At 70.8% G+C, this 15,727-nt stretch carries 17 protein-coding genes; 5 read left to right on the top strand and 12 right to left on the bottom strand.

All coding sequences use genetic code 11. The features are described from left to right. The 4 genes from GXW71_RS27515 to GXW71_RS27500 form a co-directional block, all read right to left on the bottom strand. A partial coding sequence (locus GXW71_RS27515) for an NAD(P)/FAD-dependent oxidoreductase (RefSeq protein ID WP_211855911.1) occupies nt 1-1,040 on the bottom strand: 1,040 nt, incomplete at its 3' end. Further along, a complete protein-coding gene (locus GXW71_RS27510; RefSeq protein WP_211855910.1) occupies nt 1,037-1,330 on the bottom strand; it encodes a (2Fe-2S)-binding protein in 294 nt (97 codons plus the stop codon). The genes GXW71_RS27515 and GXW71_RS27510, both read right to left, overlap by 4 nt. Further along, nucleotides 1,311-2,438, bottom strand: coding sequence for an NAD(P)/FAD-dependent oxidoreductase (locus GXW71_RS27505; protein WP_211855909.1), 1,128 nt, complete (start codon nt 2,436-2,438; stop codon nt 1,311-1,313). The genes GXW71_RS27510 and GXW71_RS27505 overlap by 20 nt, the downstream gene beginning before the upstream one ends. 70 nt (nt 2,439-2,508) lie before the next feature. Then, the gene (locus tag GXW71_RS27500) at nt 2,509-3,426 is read right to left on the bottom strand and encodes a LysR substrate-binding domain-containing protein (protein WP_211855908.1); all 918 of its coding nucleotides are present in this window, start codon (nt 3,424-3,426) and stop codon (nt 2,509-2,511) included. Between the two features lie 96 nt (nt 3,427-3,522). On the opposite strand from GXW71_RS27500, the gene GXW71_RS27495 reads away from it, so the two are divergent. Beyond that, nucleotides 3,523-4,572: an Ldh family oxidoreductase gene (locus tag GXW71_RS27495; protein WP_211855907.1), complete on the top strand. Its 1,050-nt coding sequence runs from the start codon at nt 3,523-3,525 to the stop codon at nt 4,570-4,572. On the opposite strand, the gene GXW71_RS27490 is transcribed toward GXW71_RS27495, so the two are convergent. Continuing rightward, on the bottom strand, nt 4,565-5,401 hold the full coding sequence (locus tag GXW71_RS27490; RefSeq protein ID WP_211855906.1) for an NAD-dependent epimerase/dehydratase family protein: 837 nt from the start codon (nt 5,399-5,401) through the stop codon (nt 4,565-4,567). The two genes, GXW71_RS27495 and GXW71_RS27490, sit on opposite strands and share 8 nt — an antisense overlap. Next, nucleotides 5,394-6,389 (bottom strand): Bug family tripartite tricarboxylate transporter substrate binding protein, encoded by a 996-nt coding sequence (locus GXW71_RS27485; RefSeq protein ID WP_211855905.1) that lies wholly within the window; start codon nt 6,387-6,389, stop codon nt 5,394-5,396. The genes GXW71_RS27490 and GXW71_RS27485 overlap by 8 nt, the downstream gene beginning before the upstream one ends. Nucleotides 6,390-6,521: 132 nt before the next feature. On the opposite strand from GXW71_RS27485, the gene GXW71_RS27480 reads away from it, so the two are divergent. After that, on the top strand, nt 6,522-7,511 hold the full coding sequence (locus tag GXW71_RS27480; RefSeq protein WP_211855904.1) for a Bug family tripartite tricarboxylate transporter substrate binding protein: 990 nt from the start codon (nt 6,522-6,524) through the stop codon (nt 7,509-7,511). A 44-nt stretch (nt 7,512-7,555) separates the two neighbouring features. Then, nucleotides 7,556-8,416, top strand: a complete 861-nt coding sequence (locus GXW71_RS27475; protein WP_211855903.1) for an amidohydrolase family protein — start codon at nt 7,556-7,558, stop codon at nt 8,414-8,416. A gap of 19 nt (nt 8,417-8,435) precedes the next feature. Here GXW71_RS27475 and GXW71_RS27470 read toward each other — a convergent pair whose 3' ends face one another. The 5 genes from GXW71_RS27470 to GXW71_RS27450 all read right to left on the bottom strand — a co-directional run bounded on the left by GXW71_RS27470 (nt 8,436) and on the right by GXW71_RS27450 (nt 13,171). Beyond that, nucleotides 8,436-9,716, bottom strand: coding sequence for a TRAP transporter large permease (locus tag GXW71_RS27470; protein WP_211855902.1), 1,281 nt, complete (start codon nt 9,714-9,716; stop codon nt 8,436-8,438). Then, the gene (locus tag GXW71_RS27465; protein WP_211855901.1) at nt 9,713-10,225 is read right to left on the bottom strand and encodes a TRAP transporter small permease; all 513 of its coding nucleotides are present in this window, start codon (nt 10,223-10,225) and stop codon (nt 9,713-9,715) included. The genes GXW71_RS27470 and GXW71_RS27465 overlap by 4 nt, the downstream gene beginning before the upstream one ends. A gap of 153 nt (nt 10,226-10,378) precedes the next feature. Further along, nucleotides 10,379-11,377 (bottom strand): TRAP transporter substrate-binding protein, encoded by a 999-nt coding sequence (locus GXW71_RS27460; protein ID WP_211855900.1) that lies wholly within the window; start codon nt 11,375-11,377, stop codon nt 10,379-10,381. A 94-nt stretch (nt 11,378-11,471) separates the two neighbouring features. Beyond that, nucleotides 11,472-12,194: a maleate cis-trans isomerase family protein gene (locus tag GXW71_RS27455; protein WP_211855899.1), complete on the bottom strand. Its 723-nt coding sequence runs from the start codon at nt 12,192-12,194 to the stop codon at nt 11,472-11,474. Nucleotides 12,195-12,268: 74 nt separating this feature from the next. After that, a complete protein-coding gene (locus GXW71_RS27450; RefSeq protein ID WP_211855898.1) occupies nt 12,269-13,171 on the bottom strand; it encodes an ABC transporter substrate-binding protein in 903 nt (300 codons plus the stop codon). Nucleotides 13,172-13,321: 150 nt separating this feature from the next. On the opposite strand from GXW71_RS27450, the gene GXW71_RS27445 reads away from it, so the two are divergent. Then, on the top strand, nt 13,322-13,750 hold the full coding sequence (locus GXW71_RS27445) for a hypothetical protein (protein ID WP_211855897.1): 429 nt from the start codon (nt 13,322-13,324) through the stop codon (nt 13,748-13,750). Beyond that, nucleotides 13,747-14,703 carry a 4-hydroxy-tetrahydrodipicolinate synthase gene (gene dapA / locus GXW71_RS27440; RefSeq protein WP_211855896.1) on the top strand — a complete coding sequence of 319 codons (957 nt, stop codon included), beginning with the start codon at nt 13,747-13,749 and terminating at the stop codon, nt 14,701-14,703. The genes GXW71_RS27445 and dapA overlap by 4 nt, the downstream gene beginning before the upstream one ends. Nucleotides 14,704-14,705: 2 nt before the next feature. On the opposite strand, the gene GXW71_RS27435 is transcribed toward dapA, so the two are convergent. Continuing rightward, entirely contained in the window at nt 14,706-15,686 is a 981-nt protein-coding gene (locus tag GXW71_RS27435; RefSeq protein ID WP_211855895.1) for a Bug family tripartite tricarboxylate transporter substrate binding protein, read from the bottom strand. Between the last annotated feature and the right edge of the window lie 41 nt (nt 15,687-15,727).

The raw sequence follows: 15,727 nt of genomic DNA, 5'->3' as shown, positions 1-15,727 counted from the left end.
AGCGGCGCTGCGCGGGCATCGCGCGCCACAGTGTCGATGGCGCCGAGGGCTTGCAGCGCCGCGAGCGCCGCGATCCGCCCGCGCAGCCCGGCCGCTTCCGCGCCGGCGATGCCGGCGCCGTCGCCGGCCACCGCGATGCCGGGGATGCTGCTCAGGCCCCAGGCGTCGGTCGCCGGCGCGAAGCAGGCATTGCCCTCATCCCAGGCGACCTCGCAGCCGGAGGCGGCGGCGAGGTTGATGTTCGGCACCACGCCCTGGTGCAGCAGCACATGGTCGAAGATCTCGGTGCCGCCATTCCAGTCGACCCGCAGCGCCGCGCCTTCGGCGGCGATCGCGAGCCGCGTCACGCCGCCCGTCACGCGCACGTGCCGCCGCACCGTGGTCATCAGGCGCAGCCCTTTCCACGGATAGGGCGTGGTCAGGAAGCCCGGCAGGTGGCGGAGCGCGGCGCCCCGGTTCGCGCGCGGCGTCGTCTCCAGGATCATCGCCGGCGGCGCCCCGGCCGCGATGCATTGCGCGGCATAAAGCCAGAGCAGCGGCCCGCAGCCCGCCAGCAGCACGCGCCCGCCTGGCGCGATGCCCTGCGCCTTCAGCAGCGTTTGCCCGGCGCCGACCGTCATCACGCCCGGCAGGGTCCAGCCGGGGACCGGGAAGGGCCGTTCCATCGCGCCGGTCGCGATGATCACCTGCCGCGCCGGGAACACCATGGACTGGGTGCCGGCGGAGACGCCGATCTCCAGCGTATCGTCCAGGTGCCAGACCGTCGCGCCGGGCAGGTAGTCGGCGCGGCAGCCGGCGAAGGCCTCGGCCACCGCGCCGCCGGCCCAGTATTCGCGCCCCAGGATCGCGGGGTCGCGGAGCGGCGCTGCGCCGATGGCACGCCAGATCTGCCCGCCGGGGCGCGGATTCTCATCCAGCACCAGCACCGAAAGCCCGGCGCCGTCGGCCTCCAGCGCCGCCGCCATGCCGGCCGGGCCAGCGCCGATGATGACGAGGTCGTAGGCATCGCGCAGCCCGTCCACGCCGGAAAGCCGCCTCATCGCCCGACCTCCCGCCGGCCATGCTGCGTCTCGACCGCCATCCCCTCGGCCAGCGGCACCAGGCAGCCCTGGCGGTTGCCGGTGCCGTCGATCACCACCAGGCAGTCGAAGCAGACGCCCATCATGCAATAGGGGCCACGCGCGGCGCCGGAGACCGCGGTCTCCCGGCAGGCATGCCGCCCGAGCGCCAGCAGCGCCGCGGCGACGGTATCGCCGGCGCGACCTTGCACCGCTTCGCCATCCAGCGTGAAGCCGATGCGCGGCGCGTCGTCATGCAGCCTGCGGAACATGGAACCTCCGGGCGCTGAAAGGGGAAAGCGCCGCATCGAGCGCGCCTTGCGCGATCATCGGGGCCAGGGTCTCGGCATGCACCGCGGCCAGGGTCACGCCGCTGTGGCAAGTGGCGATGAAGGCGCCGGGCGCGCTTTCGGACTGGTCGTAGATCGGGAAGCCGTCCTGCGACATCACCCTGAGCGCCGCCCAGGTCCTGACCACGTTGAGGGACGCAATGCGCGGGAACATGCGCACCGCGCGCTCCGCCATCACCGACAGCACGCCGAGGCCGATGCGAGCCTCGAATCCCGCTTCCTCGGCGCTGTCGCCCATCATCACGCCGCCTTCATCGGTCTGGCGCACCGTCACCAGCGGGTGGGAGAGGAAGGGCGCGGTCTTCTCGGTCACCAGGATCTGCCCGCGCTGCGGCCGCACCGGCGCCTCGAGCCCGACCATCGGCGCCAGCCGCGCATTGGCGACACCGGCGGCCAGCACCACGCGGGCGGCCTCGATCGCGCCCCGCGCCGTCTCGATGCGGAATCCGCCGGCCGAGAGGGGTGTGATCGCGGTGACCGCGTGTTCCGGCCGGTAGCTGCCGCCGCGCAGCGCGAAGGACCGGTGCAGCGCCCGAAACAGGCGCAGCGAATTCACGTGCCCGTCGATCGGTGTGTAGAGCCCGCCCACCACATCCGGCCCGATATCCGGGAAGATTTTGGCGAGCGCCGGCCGGTCCAGCACCTCCCAGTCATAGGGGATCCAGCCGGGCTGGTTGTGCATGCGGACGAGCGCGGTGCGGCGCTTCTCCAGCTCCTCCTCCGACAGCGCCAGGCTGAAGCCGCCGGGGCGCTGGAAGGCAAGGGAGATGTCCGTCTCTTCCCGCAGCCCCTCGGCGAAGCCCGCCCAGGCATCGGAGGATCGCCGTGTCCAGGCGCCATAGGGCGCCATGCCGAGGCCCTTCGACTGCACCCAGACCAGCGCGAAATTGCCGCGGCTGGCGCGATGCGCGATGTCGCCTTCATCGAGGATGCAGACCGAAAGCCCGGCGCCGAGCAGGCCGCGCGCCACCGCCGCCCCCACCACGCCACCGCCGATCACGGCCGCATCGAAACTGGTCTTCGCGTTCATGATCCCGCGATCATCGCCAGGATGGGCGCGGCGCGCCAATCTCTTCTGCGCCACGGTCCATACGGAAAGCTTATGGGTTACGCCGCGCCCGGCTGCCGCTGATCGCCGCGTCGCACAGGGCGATGAAGCCCAGCATCAGCGAGGAGGGCGGGAAGGCTGACGGCCGCACCAGCCGGACCCTGAGCGTCAGATCGGCGGCGAAGGGCCGCACCAGGCCGCCGCGCGCCGCATGCGCCTGGGCGGTCAGCCGGTCCACGATGCCGATTCCCATGCCTTCCAGCACCAGGGCCGAGACGATATGCGCCAGGTGGGTCTCGATGCGGGTTCGGCAAACGATGCCCTCCCGCCCCAGCAGCGCCTCGAGCTGCGCGCCGAGGCTGGATCCGCGTGCGCTCAGCGCCACCAGATCCTGTCCGGCCAGGTCGCGCGGCGTGATGCGGCGCTTGGCTGCGAGCGGGTGGCCCGGCGGGAGCACCACGACGCAGGGCACGTCATGGTCGCGCTCGGCGTGCAGGCCGGGCGGCGAGAGCGTGCCTTCGACGATGCCGAGGTCGCAATCCTGGGTCTGCACCAGCCGCGCGATCTCGGTCGAGGCCTGCACCTGGAGCGATACCGCAGCGCCCGGATGGGCCTCCGCGAAGCGGCGGATCACCTGCGGCAGGAAGGTCGCGGCCGCGGCCGGCATGGCGCCGACGCGGAGCGTGCCGCGGCGGCCGTTGCGGATCTCGGCCGCGACCGCCGCGATGCGCTCGAAGCCCGCGAAGGCGCGCTGCAGCTCGTCGAAGAACAGCCGCCCTTCCGGCGTCGGCACCAGGCGGCCGCGCACGCGGTCGAACAGGGTGAAGCCGTTATCCGCCTCCAGCTCCTTCAGCAGCCGGCTGACGGCGGGCTGGGAGCGGCGGAGTGCTGTCGCGGCGCCGGTCACGCTGCCGGTGAGCATGGTCTGGCGGAAAGCCTGCAGGCCGCGCTGGCCAGGGGGACGGAGCATGGCGCGATCATGCCCATCCGCGTCGCCTGTCGTCATCCCTTGCGCGCCGTTCGGCAGCTCCGCACCATCTGCCCGAAACAGGGAAGGACGCCGCACATGACCCGTATCGCCGCCGAGGCACTGGCCGATTTCACCGCCGCGCTCTACCGCGCCGCCGGGCTGCCGCAGGAGGATGCCGCGCTGGTCGCCGACACCTTGGTGCGGGCCGATCTCTGGGGGCATTCCTCGCATGGCGTGATGCGCGCGCCCTGGTACATCGACCGGGTGAAGACCGGCATGATGACGCCGGTCACGCAGCCAGAGACCCTGGTCGATGCCGGCGCCATCGCCGTGATCCACGGCCATGACGGCGTCGGCCAGGTGATCGCCAAGCGGGCTATGCTCGATGCGGTGGCGCGGGCCAGGAAGCACGGGGTCGGCATCGTCTCGGTGCGGGAATCGAACCATCATGGCGCGCTCGGCTACTTCACGCGTCTCGCGGCGGAGCAGGGCTGCATCGGCATGCTGGTCGCCAATGGCAGCCCGGCCATGGCGCCCTGGGGCGGGCGGCGCAAGGTGATCGGCAACAACCCTTGGTCCATCGCGGCGCCCGCCGGCCGGCATCCGCCGCTGATGCTCGACATCGCCAATACCGTGGTGGCGCGCGGCAAGATCTTCCTCGCGCGACAGAAGGGCATCCCGATCCCGGAGAGCTGGGCGATCGACGCCGAAGGCCGCCGCACCTCCGATCCCGTCGCCGCGCTGGCCGGGGTCATCCTGCCGATGGCGGAGCACAAGGGCTATGGGATCTCGGTGATGATGGACGTGCTGGCCGGCGCGCTTTCCGGCAGCGGCATGATGACCGAAGTGAACGGGCCCTATCAGGCGGAAAAGCGCAGCCGCTCCGGCCATTTCGTCATGGCGCTCGACATCGCGGCCTTCGGGCCGCGTGACGTCTTCGAATCACGGATCGAGCGCATGATCGCCGAGATCAAGGCGGTGCCGTTGGCCGAGGGTGCGACCGAGATCTTCTACCCCGGCGAGATCGAAGCCCGGAACGAGGCCCGCCATCGCGCCGAAGGGCTGGTGCTGCCGGAGCAGACGCGCCTCGACCTCGTGGCCGTCGCGCAGGGCTTCGGGGTGCCGCTGCCGGCGGCCTTCACCTGATCCGGTCGGGATCGCCCGAGAAGCCCGCCTCGCAGACGCCGCCGCCATGGAAGCGGGCGGCGACGCTGCCAGGCGGCGGTGCGATACCCTCGATCTCCGTGGCGAAGACCTCGGCATCATCCTCCGGCACATAGCCGACCGCGGCGCGCGCCGCCGCATCACCGCCCCAGAGCGCGCGGCGATTGGCGGAGACGCCATAGATCACCAGGAAGTGGAAGTCAGATGCTTCCACGCAGCGCCGTGCCAACTGTGCCATGTCGCGATGGCTGATCCAGCCGCCGAGCTCCCGCGCATTGCCGGGCTTCGTGCGGAAGGCACCGATGCGGAGGCAGGCGACCTCCATCCCGAACTTGTCCGCATGCAGCCGCCCGAGGGTCTCGCCATAGACCTTGCTGGCGCCGTAGAAGCCGCTTGGCCGCGGACGCTCCTCGGTGCCGACCGGGCGGCCCGCAGGATGGAAGCCGATGGTGTGGTTGCTGCTGGCGAAGATGAAGCGCTTCACGCCCGCAGCCCGGGCGGCGCTGAACATCAGATGCGTGCCGAGCACATTGGCGCGGAAGATCGCATCCGGATCGCCACCCGCTTCGCGCGGGATGCCGGCCAGGTGGATGACGCAATCGACGCCGGCCATCGCGGCCTCGGCAATGCCGGGCTCCGCCAGGTCGCCCTGCATCGCCTCCTCCTGCGGCGCCAGTCCGGCGACGGGGCGCAGGTCCTGCAGGCGGATGGCGGTCGCGGTGCCGGCCAAGGCAGGGCGCAGCACGCTGCCGATCTCCCCCGCCGCGCCGGTGAGCAGCAGGCGCTGCCAATGCCGTGTGCCGTCAGCCATCGATGGTGATGTTCGCCTGGGTGACGATCCGCCCAAATTTTTCGGACTCCGCCTGCTGGAAGGCCCAGGATTCGGCCCGGCTCATGGATTGCACCAGCAGCCCCTGCTCCTCGAACCGTCCGCGGAGCGTGGGCTCGCGCATGGCTGCCGCCAGCGCGGCATGCAGCCGGTCGGTGATCGCGTCCGGCGTCGCGGTCGGCGCATAGAGGCCGAAGAAATTCACCAGCTCATAGCTGGCGAGCGGCGGGTACTCGGACGCCGAGGGCACATCCGGCAATTGCGGCATGCGTTCCTTCGAGGTGACGCCGATGGCGCGGATCCGCCCTTCCCGGATCAGCGGGAGTCCCGAGGCGAGGCTGTTGTAGCCGAACTGCACCTGCCCCGCCGCGATGTCGAGCACCGCGGGCCCCGACCCGCGATAGGGCACATGCACGGTGCGGATGCCGGCGATGGTGTTCAGCAACTCCCCCGACAGATGCTGCGGATTGCCGATGCCGGAGGAGGAATAGCTGAACCGCCCTGGCGCCGCCTTCGCCTGTTCGATGAGTTCGGGCAGCGTCCGGAAGGGGGCTTCCGGATAGGCCATGATGACGTTCGGCACCTTGACCATGATCATCACCGGCCGGAAGTCACGTGCGGCGTCGTAAGTGATGCGGCCACGGAAAAGATGCGGGTTGATCGCGGTCTCGCCGGAACCGCCGAGCATCAGCGTGTAGCCATCCGGCGCCGATTGCGCGAGCGCCTGGGCCGCGATCATGCCGCTGGCGCCGGAGCGGTTCTCCACGATGACCGGCTGCCCGAGTGCGGCGCGCAGTGGCTCCGCCGCCAGTCGCGCGGCGATGTCCTGGCCACCGCCGGCTGCGTAGGGGACGAGTAACCGAACCGGTCGGTTCGGGTAGTTGCCCTGCGCCCGCGCCGCACCATGCAGCGCCAGCGCGGGGGTGGCGAGCAGCAGCGCGCGTCGTGTCGTGCCCATGATCTCCTCCATGCCGCATCTCCGTGCGGCGATGGCGCGATCATGCCCACCAGGCGATGGAACCGGGAAGGGGGGTTGGAGGCTGCCCCGCCGCGTGATCTTCTTGCATTGCGCCCGAAGGCGGCGCGCCGGGGGAGGCAGGCCATGACGACATGCAAAGGCGCCGTATCGCGCCGCTCCCTTCTCGCCGCCGCTGGTGCTGCTGCGTTGCCCGGCGGCGGCCACGCGCAACCCGCAGCTTTCCCCTCACGCCCGATCCGCGTCGTTTCGCCCTACACGCCGGGTGGCGGCACCGACACCACCGCGCGGCTGATCGCACCGGTGATGCAGGAGGTGCTGGGCCAGCCGATCGTCGTGGAGAACCGCGCCGGCGCCGGCGGGTCGATCGGCGCCGCGGTCGTCGCCGCCGCGCCGCCGGACGGGCACACGCTGCTGCTCGATGCGCTCGGCCATGTCGTCAATCCGCATCTGCTGCGCAACCTGCCCTTCGACTACGCGACCGCCTTCGCGCCGGTCAGTCTGATCACGGTGCTGCCACAGATCCTCGTCGTGCCACCGAACCTGCCGGTCGCCTCGCTCGCGGAATTCGTCGCCTGGTGCAGGGCGCGGCCGGGGCAGCTTGCCTATGGCTCCTCCGGCAATGCCACGGGATCGCATCTCGCCAGCGTGCTGTTCCTTCGCGAAACCGGGCTCGACCTGGCGCACGTCCCCTACCGCGGCGGTTCCGCGGTGCTGCCCGACCTGATCGCCGGCAATGTGGTGTTCGCCTTTGCCACCGTGAATTCCGCGAGCCAGCTCGTCCGCGATGGCCGTCTGCAGGCGCTTGCCGTCGCCTCCGACACCCGCGTCTCCTCGCTGCCCGATGTGCCGACCATGGCCACGGCGGGGTATCCGGCGGTGCTGGTCGATGAATGGAACGGGCTCTACGCCCCCGCCGGCACACCCGCGCCGGTCCTCGCGCGCCTGCACGCGGCGGTGCGCCAGGCGCTGGAGACACCGGCGGTGCGTGACCGTTTCGCGCAGATCGGCGCCGTCACCCGCGGCACGCCGCCCGGCGAATTCACCCGCTACGTGGCCGCGCAGCGCGAGATGGTGGGCCGCCTGGTCCGGGACGCCAATATCACTGTGGAATGACCGCCATCCTGCCGCCGAGCTCCGACCAACAAGGGACTACCGTCATGAAGCCATGTATTCCGCATCGCCAGGAGGCCCCGCGCCCGTCCTGGCGCGGTCCTGCCGGCAGCACCGACTGCCATTTCCACATCTTCGGCCCCTATGACCGCTTCCCGCTCGATCCCGGCCGCAGCTACGACCCGCAGGAGGCGTCCATCGCAGACTATCTGCGCGTCGCCAATGCGCTCGGCATCGAACGGATGGTGGTCGTGCAGCCGAGCGTCTACGGCACCGACAATCGCTGCACCATCGATGCCGTGCAGCGCTTCGGTCGCGATCGCGCCTGTGCCATCGCGGTGGTGGATGACAGTTTCGACGACACGGCACTGCGCAGCTTGCAGGCGCAGGGCGTGCGCGGGCTGCGCTTCAATGCCGTTTCCGGCAACGGCACCCCGCTCGATCAGCTCGAGGCGCTGACGAAGCGCATCGCGCCGCTCGGCTTCCACCTGCAGGTATACCTGGAAGGGCATCAATTGCCGGAGCTGGCGCCGCGCCTCGCCAAGCTGCCGGTGCAGGTGGTGATCGACCACATGGGCGGCGTGCGCACCGCGGACGGCGTCGAGGCGCCCGCCTTCCAGGCGCTGCTGCGGCTGCTCGGCAGCGAGCAGGTCTGGGTGAAGCTCTGCGGTTACCGCATCTCCTCGGGCGGGCTGCCTTATGCTGATGTCGCGCCCTTCGCCAAGGCGCTGCTGGCCGCGGCGCCGGAGCGTTGCCTCTGGGGCACCGACTGGCCGCACCCCTCGCTTCATGACGTGGTGCCGGAGGACGGGCAGCTCTTCGACCTGCTCGGCGAATGGGCGCCGAGTGCGGCGCAGCGCCAGGCCGTGCTGGTGGACAACCCGGCTCGCCTCTACGGCTTCGGCTGAACCCGTCGGTGGCCCGGGATCACCGGGCCGCCGGCTGCAGGATCAGCGCGAATTCGGGGATGTAGGTGGTCAGGAACAGCACCACCAGCATCACCAGGATCTGTGGCCAGATGGCGCGGGAGATGCGCGCCAGCGACAGCCCGCTCAGCGCCATGCCGATGAACAGGCAATAGCCGATCGGCGGCGCTGCCATGCCGATCGCGACATTGGTCACGATGATGGCGCCGAAATGGATGGGATCGACACCGAAGCGGGTCGCGATGGCGATCAGCATCGGGCCCAGGATCACCATGATGGCGATCTCGTCCATGACAGCCGCCAGCAGGAAGAAGGCGATGTTGAGCGCCGCCAGCGCCAGCCATTTCTCCTGGATGTTGGCGGCCATCCAATGCGCGAACCGCGTCGCGAGCTGTTCCTGCGCGATCAGGATGCCGAAGCCGGTGGAGACGGCGATGATCGCGCAGACCATGCCGCTGGTCTTCATCGCCCGTGCGATCAGGCCGGGCAGGGCTCGCAGCGTGAGCAGCCGCTCCACGAACAACCCGACCAGCACCGCGTAGAGGCAGGAGACGGCGGCCGCTTCGGTCGGCGTGAAGATGCCGCCATAGATGCCGCCCAGCACCACCAGCGGCGATCCCAGCGCCCATTTGGCGCGGTGGAAGGCGGTCCAGGTCTCGCGGATACTGGCGCGCGGCAGGCGCGGCACCTGATTGCGGCGCGCGTGCACGTAGCAGACGACGAGCAGCCCGGCCGCCAAGGTCAGCCCCGGCACGATGCCCGCAACGAAGAGCCGTCCGATCGACTGCTCCGCCACGATCCCCCAGATCACGAAGGCGATCGATGGCGGGATCAGCGGCCCCAGCACGCCGGCGCTGACCGCGATGGAGGCTGCGAAGGCACGGTCGTATCCCGCCTTTGCCATGGCCGGGATCAGGATGCCGCCGATCGCAGCGGTCGTCGCCGGCGCCGAGCCGGAGATGGCGGAGAACACTGTCGCCGCGAGCACGGCCACCATGGCGAGGCCACCGGTGCGATGCCGTACCAGGGTGGAAGCGAAATCGACCAGCCGCTGCGACAGGCCGCCGGCCGTCATCAGCTCCCCCGCCAGCATGAAGAGCGGGATGGCCAGCAGGCTGAATTGCTGCGATCCGCTGATCACGGCCTGGGCCAGGAAGGCGGGTTCGATATCGGCGGCGATCAGCGCCGCGGTGATGGCGAGCGGGATCGCGATGGCGAACGGAAAGCCGAACAGCACCAGCCCGGCAAAGCCGGCGGTCAGGCACCAGGCGATCGGCGTCATGCCGCGATCTCCTCCGCCGGCGCTGCGCCGCCCGGGCGCAGCGCGCGCTCCGCGCCGAACAGCGCGATCAGCGCGCCGGCGATCGGCGCCATCACGTTCAGGATCTCGATCGGGTACTCGATGGCGGCGGAGACGGAGCCTTCCGTCACCTCCATGAAGCGCAGTCCTGCCCAGGCCAGGAAAACACCGAGGCAGGCAGTCATCGCGTCGGTCAGCCGCTCCATCCAGCGCCTCAGCCGTGCCGGCAGCGCGTCCGGCAGCAATGTCAGCCGCACATGCCAGCCTTCATGGACGCCAAGCGCGAAGCTGCCGAGCACCGTCCAACTGAACAGCAGCAGCGCCAGCTCCTCGCTCCAGGATGGCGTGGCGCCGAAGACGTAGCGCATCAGCACCTGGTAGGCGATCGCGAGCAGCATCGCCGCCGCGGCCAGCACCACCGACGCCCGCGTCGCCGCCGCGATCAGGCCTGCAAGCGTCCCGAAGAGCCGGAGCACAGGCTCAGAGCCCATTTGAGAATGGCTGCGGGGCGTGCTGGCGGGTCTTTTCCGCCCCTGCCGCGCCGGCCTCCTCGCCGATGCAACCGGCATCGGCTGCGTCGCCCGACACGACAGGAACGAAAAATCCCTCGCCAGCCCACCTCCGCACCATTCTCAAACGGGCTCTCACTGCACCGCGGCCAGGGCTTCGCGCACCAGCTCGGCGCCGATCTGCCCGCGGAAATTCTCGTACATCGGCAGCACGGCGCGACGGAAGGCGGCCTTGTCCGGCACCTCGTTCACCTGCATCCCATGCCCGGCGAGGCTGCGCACCAGGCCTGCGGCCAGCGTTCCGATGGTCTGGCGCTCGATCCGCACGGCGGTCGCCGCCGCTTCGTTCACCGCGGTCTTCAGGTCGGCCGGCAGGCGGTCGAAGCTGCGCTTGCTGATCAGCAGCCCGTTCATCGAATAGATGTGGCCGGTCAGCGAGAGGTACTTCGTCACCTCGTAGTACTTGTTCTGGTCGATGACCCCGAGCGGGATCTCGAGCCCGTCGATCGCGCCCTGCTGCACGGCGGTGAAGGTCTCGCCCCAGGCCATCGGCACGGCATTGCCGCCAAGGCTGCGGTACATCTCGATGAAGATCGGGCTCTGCAGCACCCGGAACTTGATGCCGCGCACATCCTCCGGCCGGGTGATCGGCCGGATGTTGTTGATCATGTGGCGGAAGCCGCCCTCCATGAAGCCGAGCGCGATGATGCCACGCCGCTCCAGCCGCTGTTTCAGGTCGTTGCCGACCGCGCCGTCCAACACCCGGTGCGCCTGTGCCTCGCTGCCGAACAGGAAGGGCAGGTCGTTGAGCTGGAACGCGGGCTCGATCTGCGCGATGACAGCGTTGGTGATGATGCCCATGTCCACCGTGCCGAGCCGCATGCCATCGACCAGGGGGCGTTCGTCACCGATGGCGCGGTTTGGGAAGAGCTGCACGTCGACGCGGTCGCCGACCTTCTCTTCCAGCGCCTTCTTGAACTCGCGGGCACCGATCGCGTAGGGATCCTGCGCGCCGTCGCCGCTGGTCCAGCCGAGGCGGAGCACAATGCGGGTCTGGGCGCGCAGCACGGCAGGCGCGAGGCCGCCCAGGAAGACAGCACCGGCGGCCAACTCGCGGCGTGTGAAACGGTTCATGACGTCTTTCTCCCGGCCCGCCGCGTGGCACCGCGGCGCTTGCTTCTCAGGCCGTGTATAGTGGAGCCGCGCGCCCCGTAAAGTGTGCGTGAGATTACCGGGCGTTCATCAGGCGCCCGAAGCCCGGCACCGCATCCCCGATCCCCATCGCCCGCATGCCGTGCCACAGCATGGCCTGGTTGCTGGTGATGACGGGGATGCCGAGCGCTTCCTCCAGCACCGCGATGACGCCGGCGGAGCGGATCGCGGTGCAGGACAGGAAGCAGAGATCGGCCCCCGGCGCCGCCTTCGCGGCACGCAATGTCTGCTCCCGGATCGCCTCGACCGGAATGCGCGCCATCTCCGCATTGGTGTCGACGCCCATCCAGTCGCCGCCCGCGACCGCGATGCCGTGTGCGGCCAGGAAGGCGACCTCCCGCGCATGCACCGGTTCGATATAGGGCGTCACCAGCAGGGCGCTGCGCGCGCCGAGTGCCGCGAAGGCTGCCAGGATGGCGTCCGAGGTCGCGAAGGCGGGCAGCGCGGTCGCGTCCTCGACGCGGGTGCGGATCGCGTCGCCCAGCGCCGGCGCGAAGGTGGAAACGGCCGTGCAGTGGAAGGCCACCCGGTCGACCCGGGCGTCGGCCAGCAGCCGCGCCGCCGGCTCCAGCGCTTCGATCATGCGCATCAGCTCGGGTTCGGAGCTGCCGCGCAGCTCCAGTCGCGTCACGTTCAACCCGACGCCCGGCGGCAGCATGGCATGCAGCTCCGCCTCCGCGACACTGTTGCCGGAGGGCAGCAGCACCCCGAGCCGTGCCCGATCGCCGTAGTCGATCACGCTCGCTTGGCGCGGCCGATTCAGCTCTCCGGGGCATTCGGATGCGCTATCGCCCCTCCGATCATCGGGCGCGCTCATAGGGACGCCCTCGCCTCCGCCAACCAGGACCGGTCGATATAGTCCTCGGTCCGGGTGCGGGCGCGGGACGGCAACTCGCGGATCAGCGCGCTGGTCTCGATCAGCGCCTGCACGCCGGGGCCGCTGGCCTCGCCGTCGCGGGGAAAGATCGCCTCCCGCGTGTATTCCTCCCAGGCCAGATCGGCATGCCGCGTCTCGACGCCGGTCTCCGCCACCGCGACCGCATTCGCTTCTTCGCGCTCCCTGTAGAAGCGCTCATGCGCGCGCAGGAAGGCGCGCAAAAACCGCAGCAACGGGTCGCGATGGGCGGCCGCCCAGTCCAGATGGACATCGAGGCTGGTGAACTGGAAATGCGGCACCTCGTCGCGCGGCTCGCAGAGCGAGACGAAGCCCTGCTCCATCGCGATGCGGTTCAGCGGCGCGCCCTGCAACCCCGCATCGATGCCGCCGCTGCGCAGCAGCTCCCACCGCGCCAGGATCGGGCCGCAGGGCACCAGCTCGTAGTCCTGCGGCCAGTGCAGCCCGCGCGCCGCCAGCAGCTTCATGATGAGCGAGGAACTGCCGGCCCGCAGCGACGACACACCGATCCGCTTGCCGCGCAACCCCTCCAGCCCCGCGATACCCGGGCGCGCGATCAGGGAGAAGGGCAGCTTGTTCACATTGCCGCCGATGATCGCGGTGCGCCCGCCGGATTCGGCATCCAGGATCACATGCTCCGTCACGCCATAGGCGAGCTGCGCGCGCCCGTCGCGCAGCCGCGCATTCACTTCCTCGATTCCCTCGATATGGTCGATGGTGACGTCGAGCCCTTCCGCCGTGAAGAGACCGGCACTGCGCGCGATCCAGATCGGCAGGTTGAAATAGTTGCGCGAGACCACCGCGATCGTCAGCGGGTGCATGTCCGTCTTCCTCCACAGGCGTGTTCAGCATGGCGCGGATCGCCGCTGCTGTCGAAATGCTGCCTTTACGCTGTCTTTGCGCGGCGGCGAGCAGGCTCGAATGGCGCCTTTACGGCCTCCGCGCCCAGCTTTCCCGGCGTGGAGGACCTCATGTCATCGACACGCCGACTTCCCGCCCCCACCCCGTCCCTGTTGGGCGCGGTGCGCGCGGGAACTCACGACCGCATCCTCGTCATCGGTGCCCCGGCCGGGGCCGCGGACCTGATGGTCGATGCGATCCGGCGCGGCTGCCGCGGCGCCGCTGCCTTCGCGGCCCCGCCCGCCCGGCCCGAACCCGCCGAAGTGGTCGTCGCACCTCGCGTCGAAACCGCGGAAGCCGGCCTTGCCGTCGCTGCCTGTGCCCGTCGGGCGCTGCGCCGCGGCGGCCGGCTGGTGATGCGCGCGCTCGGCGCCGGCGCCGCGGGCATCGCGGCGTCGCTCCGGGACTATGGCTTCGAGCGGGTGCGCCTGCGCGCCCAGGCGGAGGGTGACCTGCTGCTGGTCTGCCGCCGTGCCGGCATGCGGAGGGCTGCGCGATGATCTCCGTCGCCCCCGCCAGCCTGCGCGGCCTGGTGCCAGCACTGGTCACGCCCTTCATCACCGACGACCCCAGCCGCATCGATGAGCGCGCGCTGGCGCGGCTGGTGAGCCGGGCGCAACGCCGCGGTGCTGCCGCCGTCGTGATCTGCGGCAGCACCGGGGAGGCGCCGGCCCTGTCCGCCACCGAGCATGCCCGCGCCATCGCCTGCGCCGTCGAAGCGGCGCAGGGCGGCATGCCGGTGATCGCGGGCGTCGGCGCACCTTGCACGGAAGCCGCGGTGGCGCTCTCGATCGCCGCGGAGCGCTGCGGCGCGACCATGCTGCTGGCCTCGGCGCCGCCCTATTCGAAGCCCGGTCAGGCAGGGCTGCGCGCGCATGTCCGCGCCGTCGCTTCGGCGACCGGCCTCGCGGTGATGCTCTATGACGTGCCGTCGCGCGCCGGCGTCGCCTTCGCCGACGACACCATCGCCCGGTTGCGCGACGATGGCGCGATCCATGCCATCAAGGATGCCTCCGGCGAGCTCGCCCGGCCGCCGCGCCTGGCACGCCTTTGCGGTGCCGACCTACCGCAATTCTCGGGCGACGACGCGACCGCGTTCGCGCATCTCGCGATGGGCGGCGTGGGCTGCGTCTCCGTCACGGCGAATGTGGTGCCCGCGCTCTGTGCTGCGCTCCAGCACGCCTTCGCCGAGCAGGACATGGCGCTGGCCGCCACACTCCGGGACGCGCTGGCGCCGCTCGATGCCGCGCTCTTTCTGGAGCCGAACCCGGTGCCGGTGAAGGCGGCGCTCGGCTTGCTGAAGCTCTGCGATTCAACGCCGCGGCTGCCGCTGACCCGGGCGACGGATCAGACCCTGGTGCGGCTGGCTCGGGTACTCGGTGACCTGACGCCGGTCGAGGAGACGCGCGCACGCGCCTTCTCCAGCGGTCGCCCACCGCGCCTGGCGGCCTGACGCTATTCCGGCTTCAGCCCGGCAAGCTCGACAGCGCGCCGCGCTGCCGCCAGCTCCGCGGCCAGGAAGCGGGCGAAGCCTGCGGGCGTCGCTTGCTCTGGCGTCGCCGGCACCGCGCCGACCTGGGCGACGCGCGCTGCGACTGCCGGCACCGCCATGCTCTCGGCCAGCGCCCGGTGCAGTGTTGCGATCGTTGCATCGGGCGTGCCGGCCGGGGCCAACAGCCCGCCGAAGCTGCCTGCCGTGAAGCCGGGCAGGCCCGCCTCCACGAAGGTCTCCACCTCCGGCAGTACCGCGGAGCGTTCCAGTGCCGCGATGCCGATGATGCGCGCCTGGCCGTCGCGATGCAGCGGCAGCACGTTCGGCAATTCGACGAGCGCGGCATCGACGGTGCCGGCGATCAGGTCCGGCACCAGGGCGCTGCCGCCCCGATAGGGGACATGTGTCATCCGCACGCTCGCTTGGGCGCCGAGCAGTTCCAGCGTCAGATGCGCGGCGCTGCCGGTGCCAGGCGTCGCGACCGTCACCTGCCCGGGGCGCGCCCGCAGCAGCGCCAGGAATTCGGTCATGCTCCGCACCGGGAGGCGCGGGCCCAGGATGCAGACCATGGGCATGATGCCGACCAGGCCGATCGGCCTGAAATCGCGCGCCACATCATAGGGGATGCGCGCCTGCAGCACCGGATTGGCGACCAACGGCCCACCGGCGCCGAACAGCAGCGTATAGCCATCGGGCGGTGCCTTGGCGACCAGGTCGGCGCCGATGCTGCCGCCGGCGCCGGCGCGATTCTCGATGACCATCGGCTGGCCAAGCCGTGGCGCCATCACCTCGCCGGCGATGCGCCCGAGGATGTCGGTGTTGCCGCCGGGGGTGAAGGGCACGATGACGCGCAGCGGGCGGTCCGGATAGGCGGCCAGGGCGCGCAGCGGCAGCGCAGCGCCGATGGCCGCGGCACCGCCCAGCAGGCGACGACGGGTTCCCATGGATCGATCCTCCGAAGCCGGCTCTGCGGCCGGCCAGCGGA

The sequence above is a fragment of the Plastoroseomonas hellenica genome (genome assembly GCF_018129085.1).
Taxonomy (GTDB): Bacteria; Pseudomonadota; Alphaproteobacteria; order Acetobacterales; family Acetobacteraceae; genus Plastoroseomonas; species Plastoroseomonas hellenica.
This window is presented reverse-complemented; position numbering and strand designations above follow the sequence as displayed.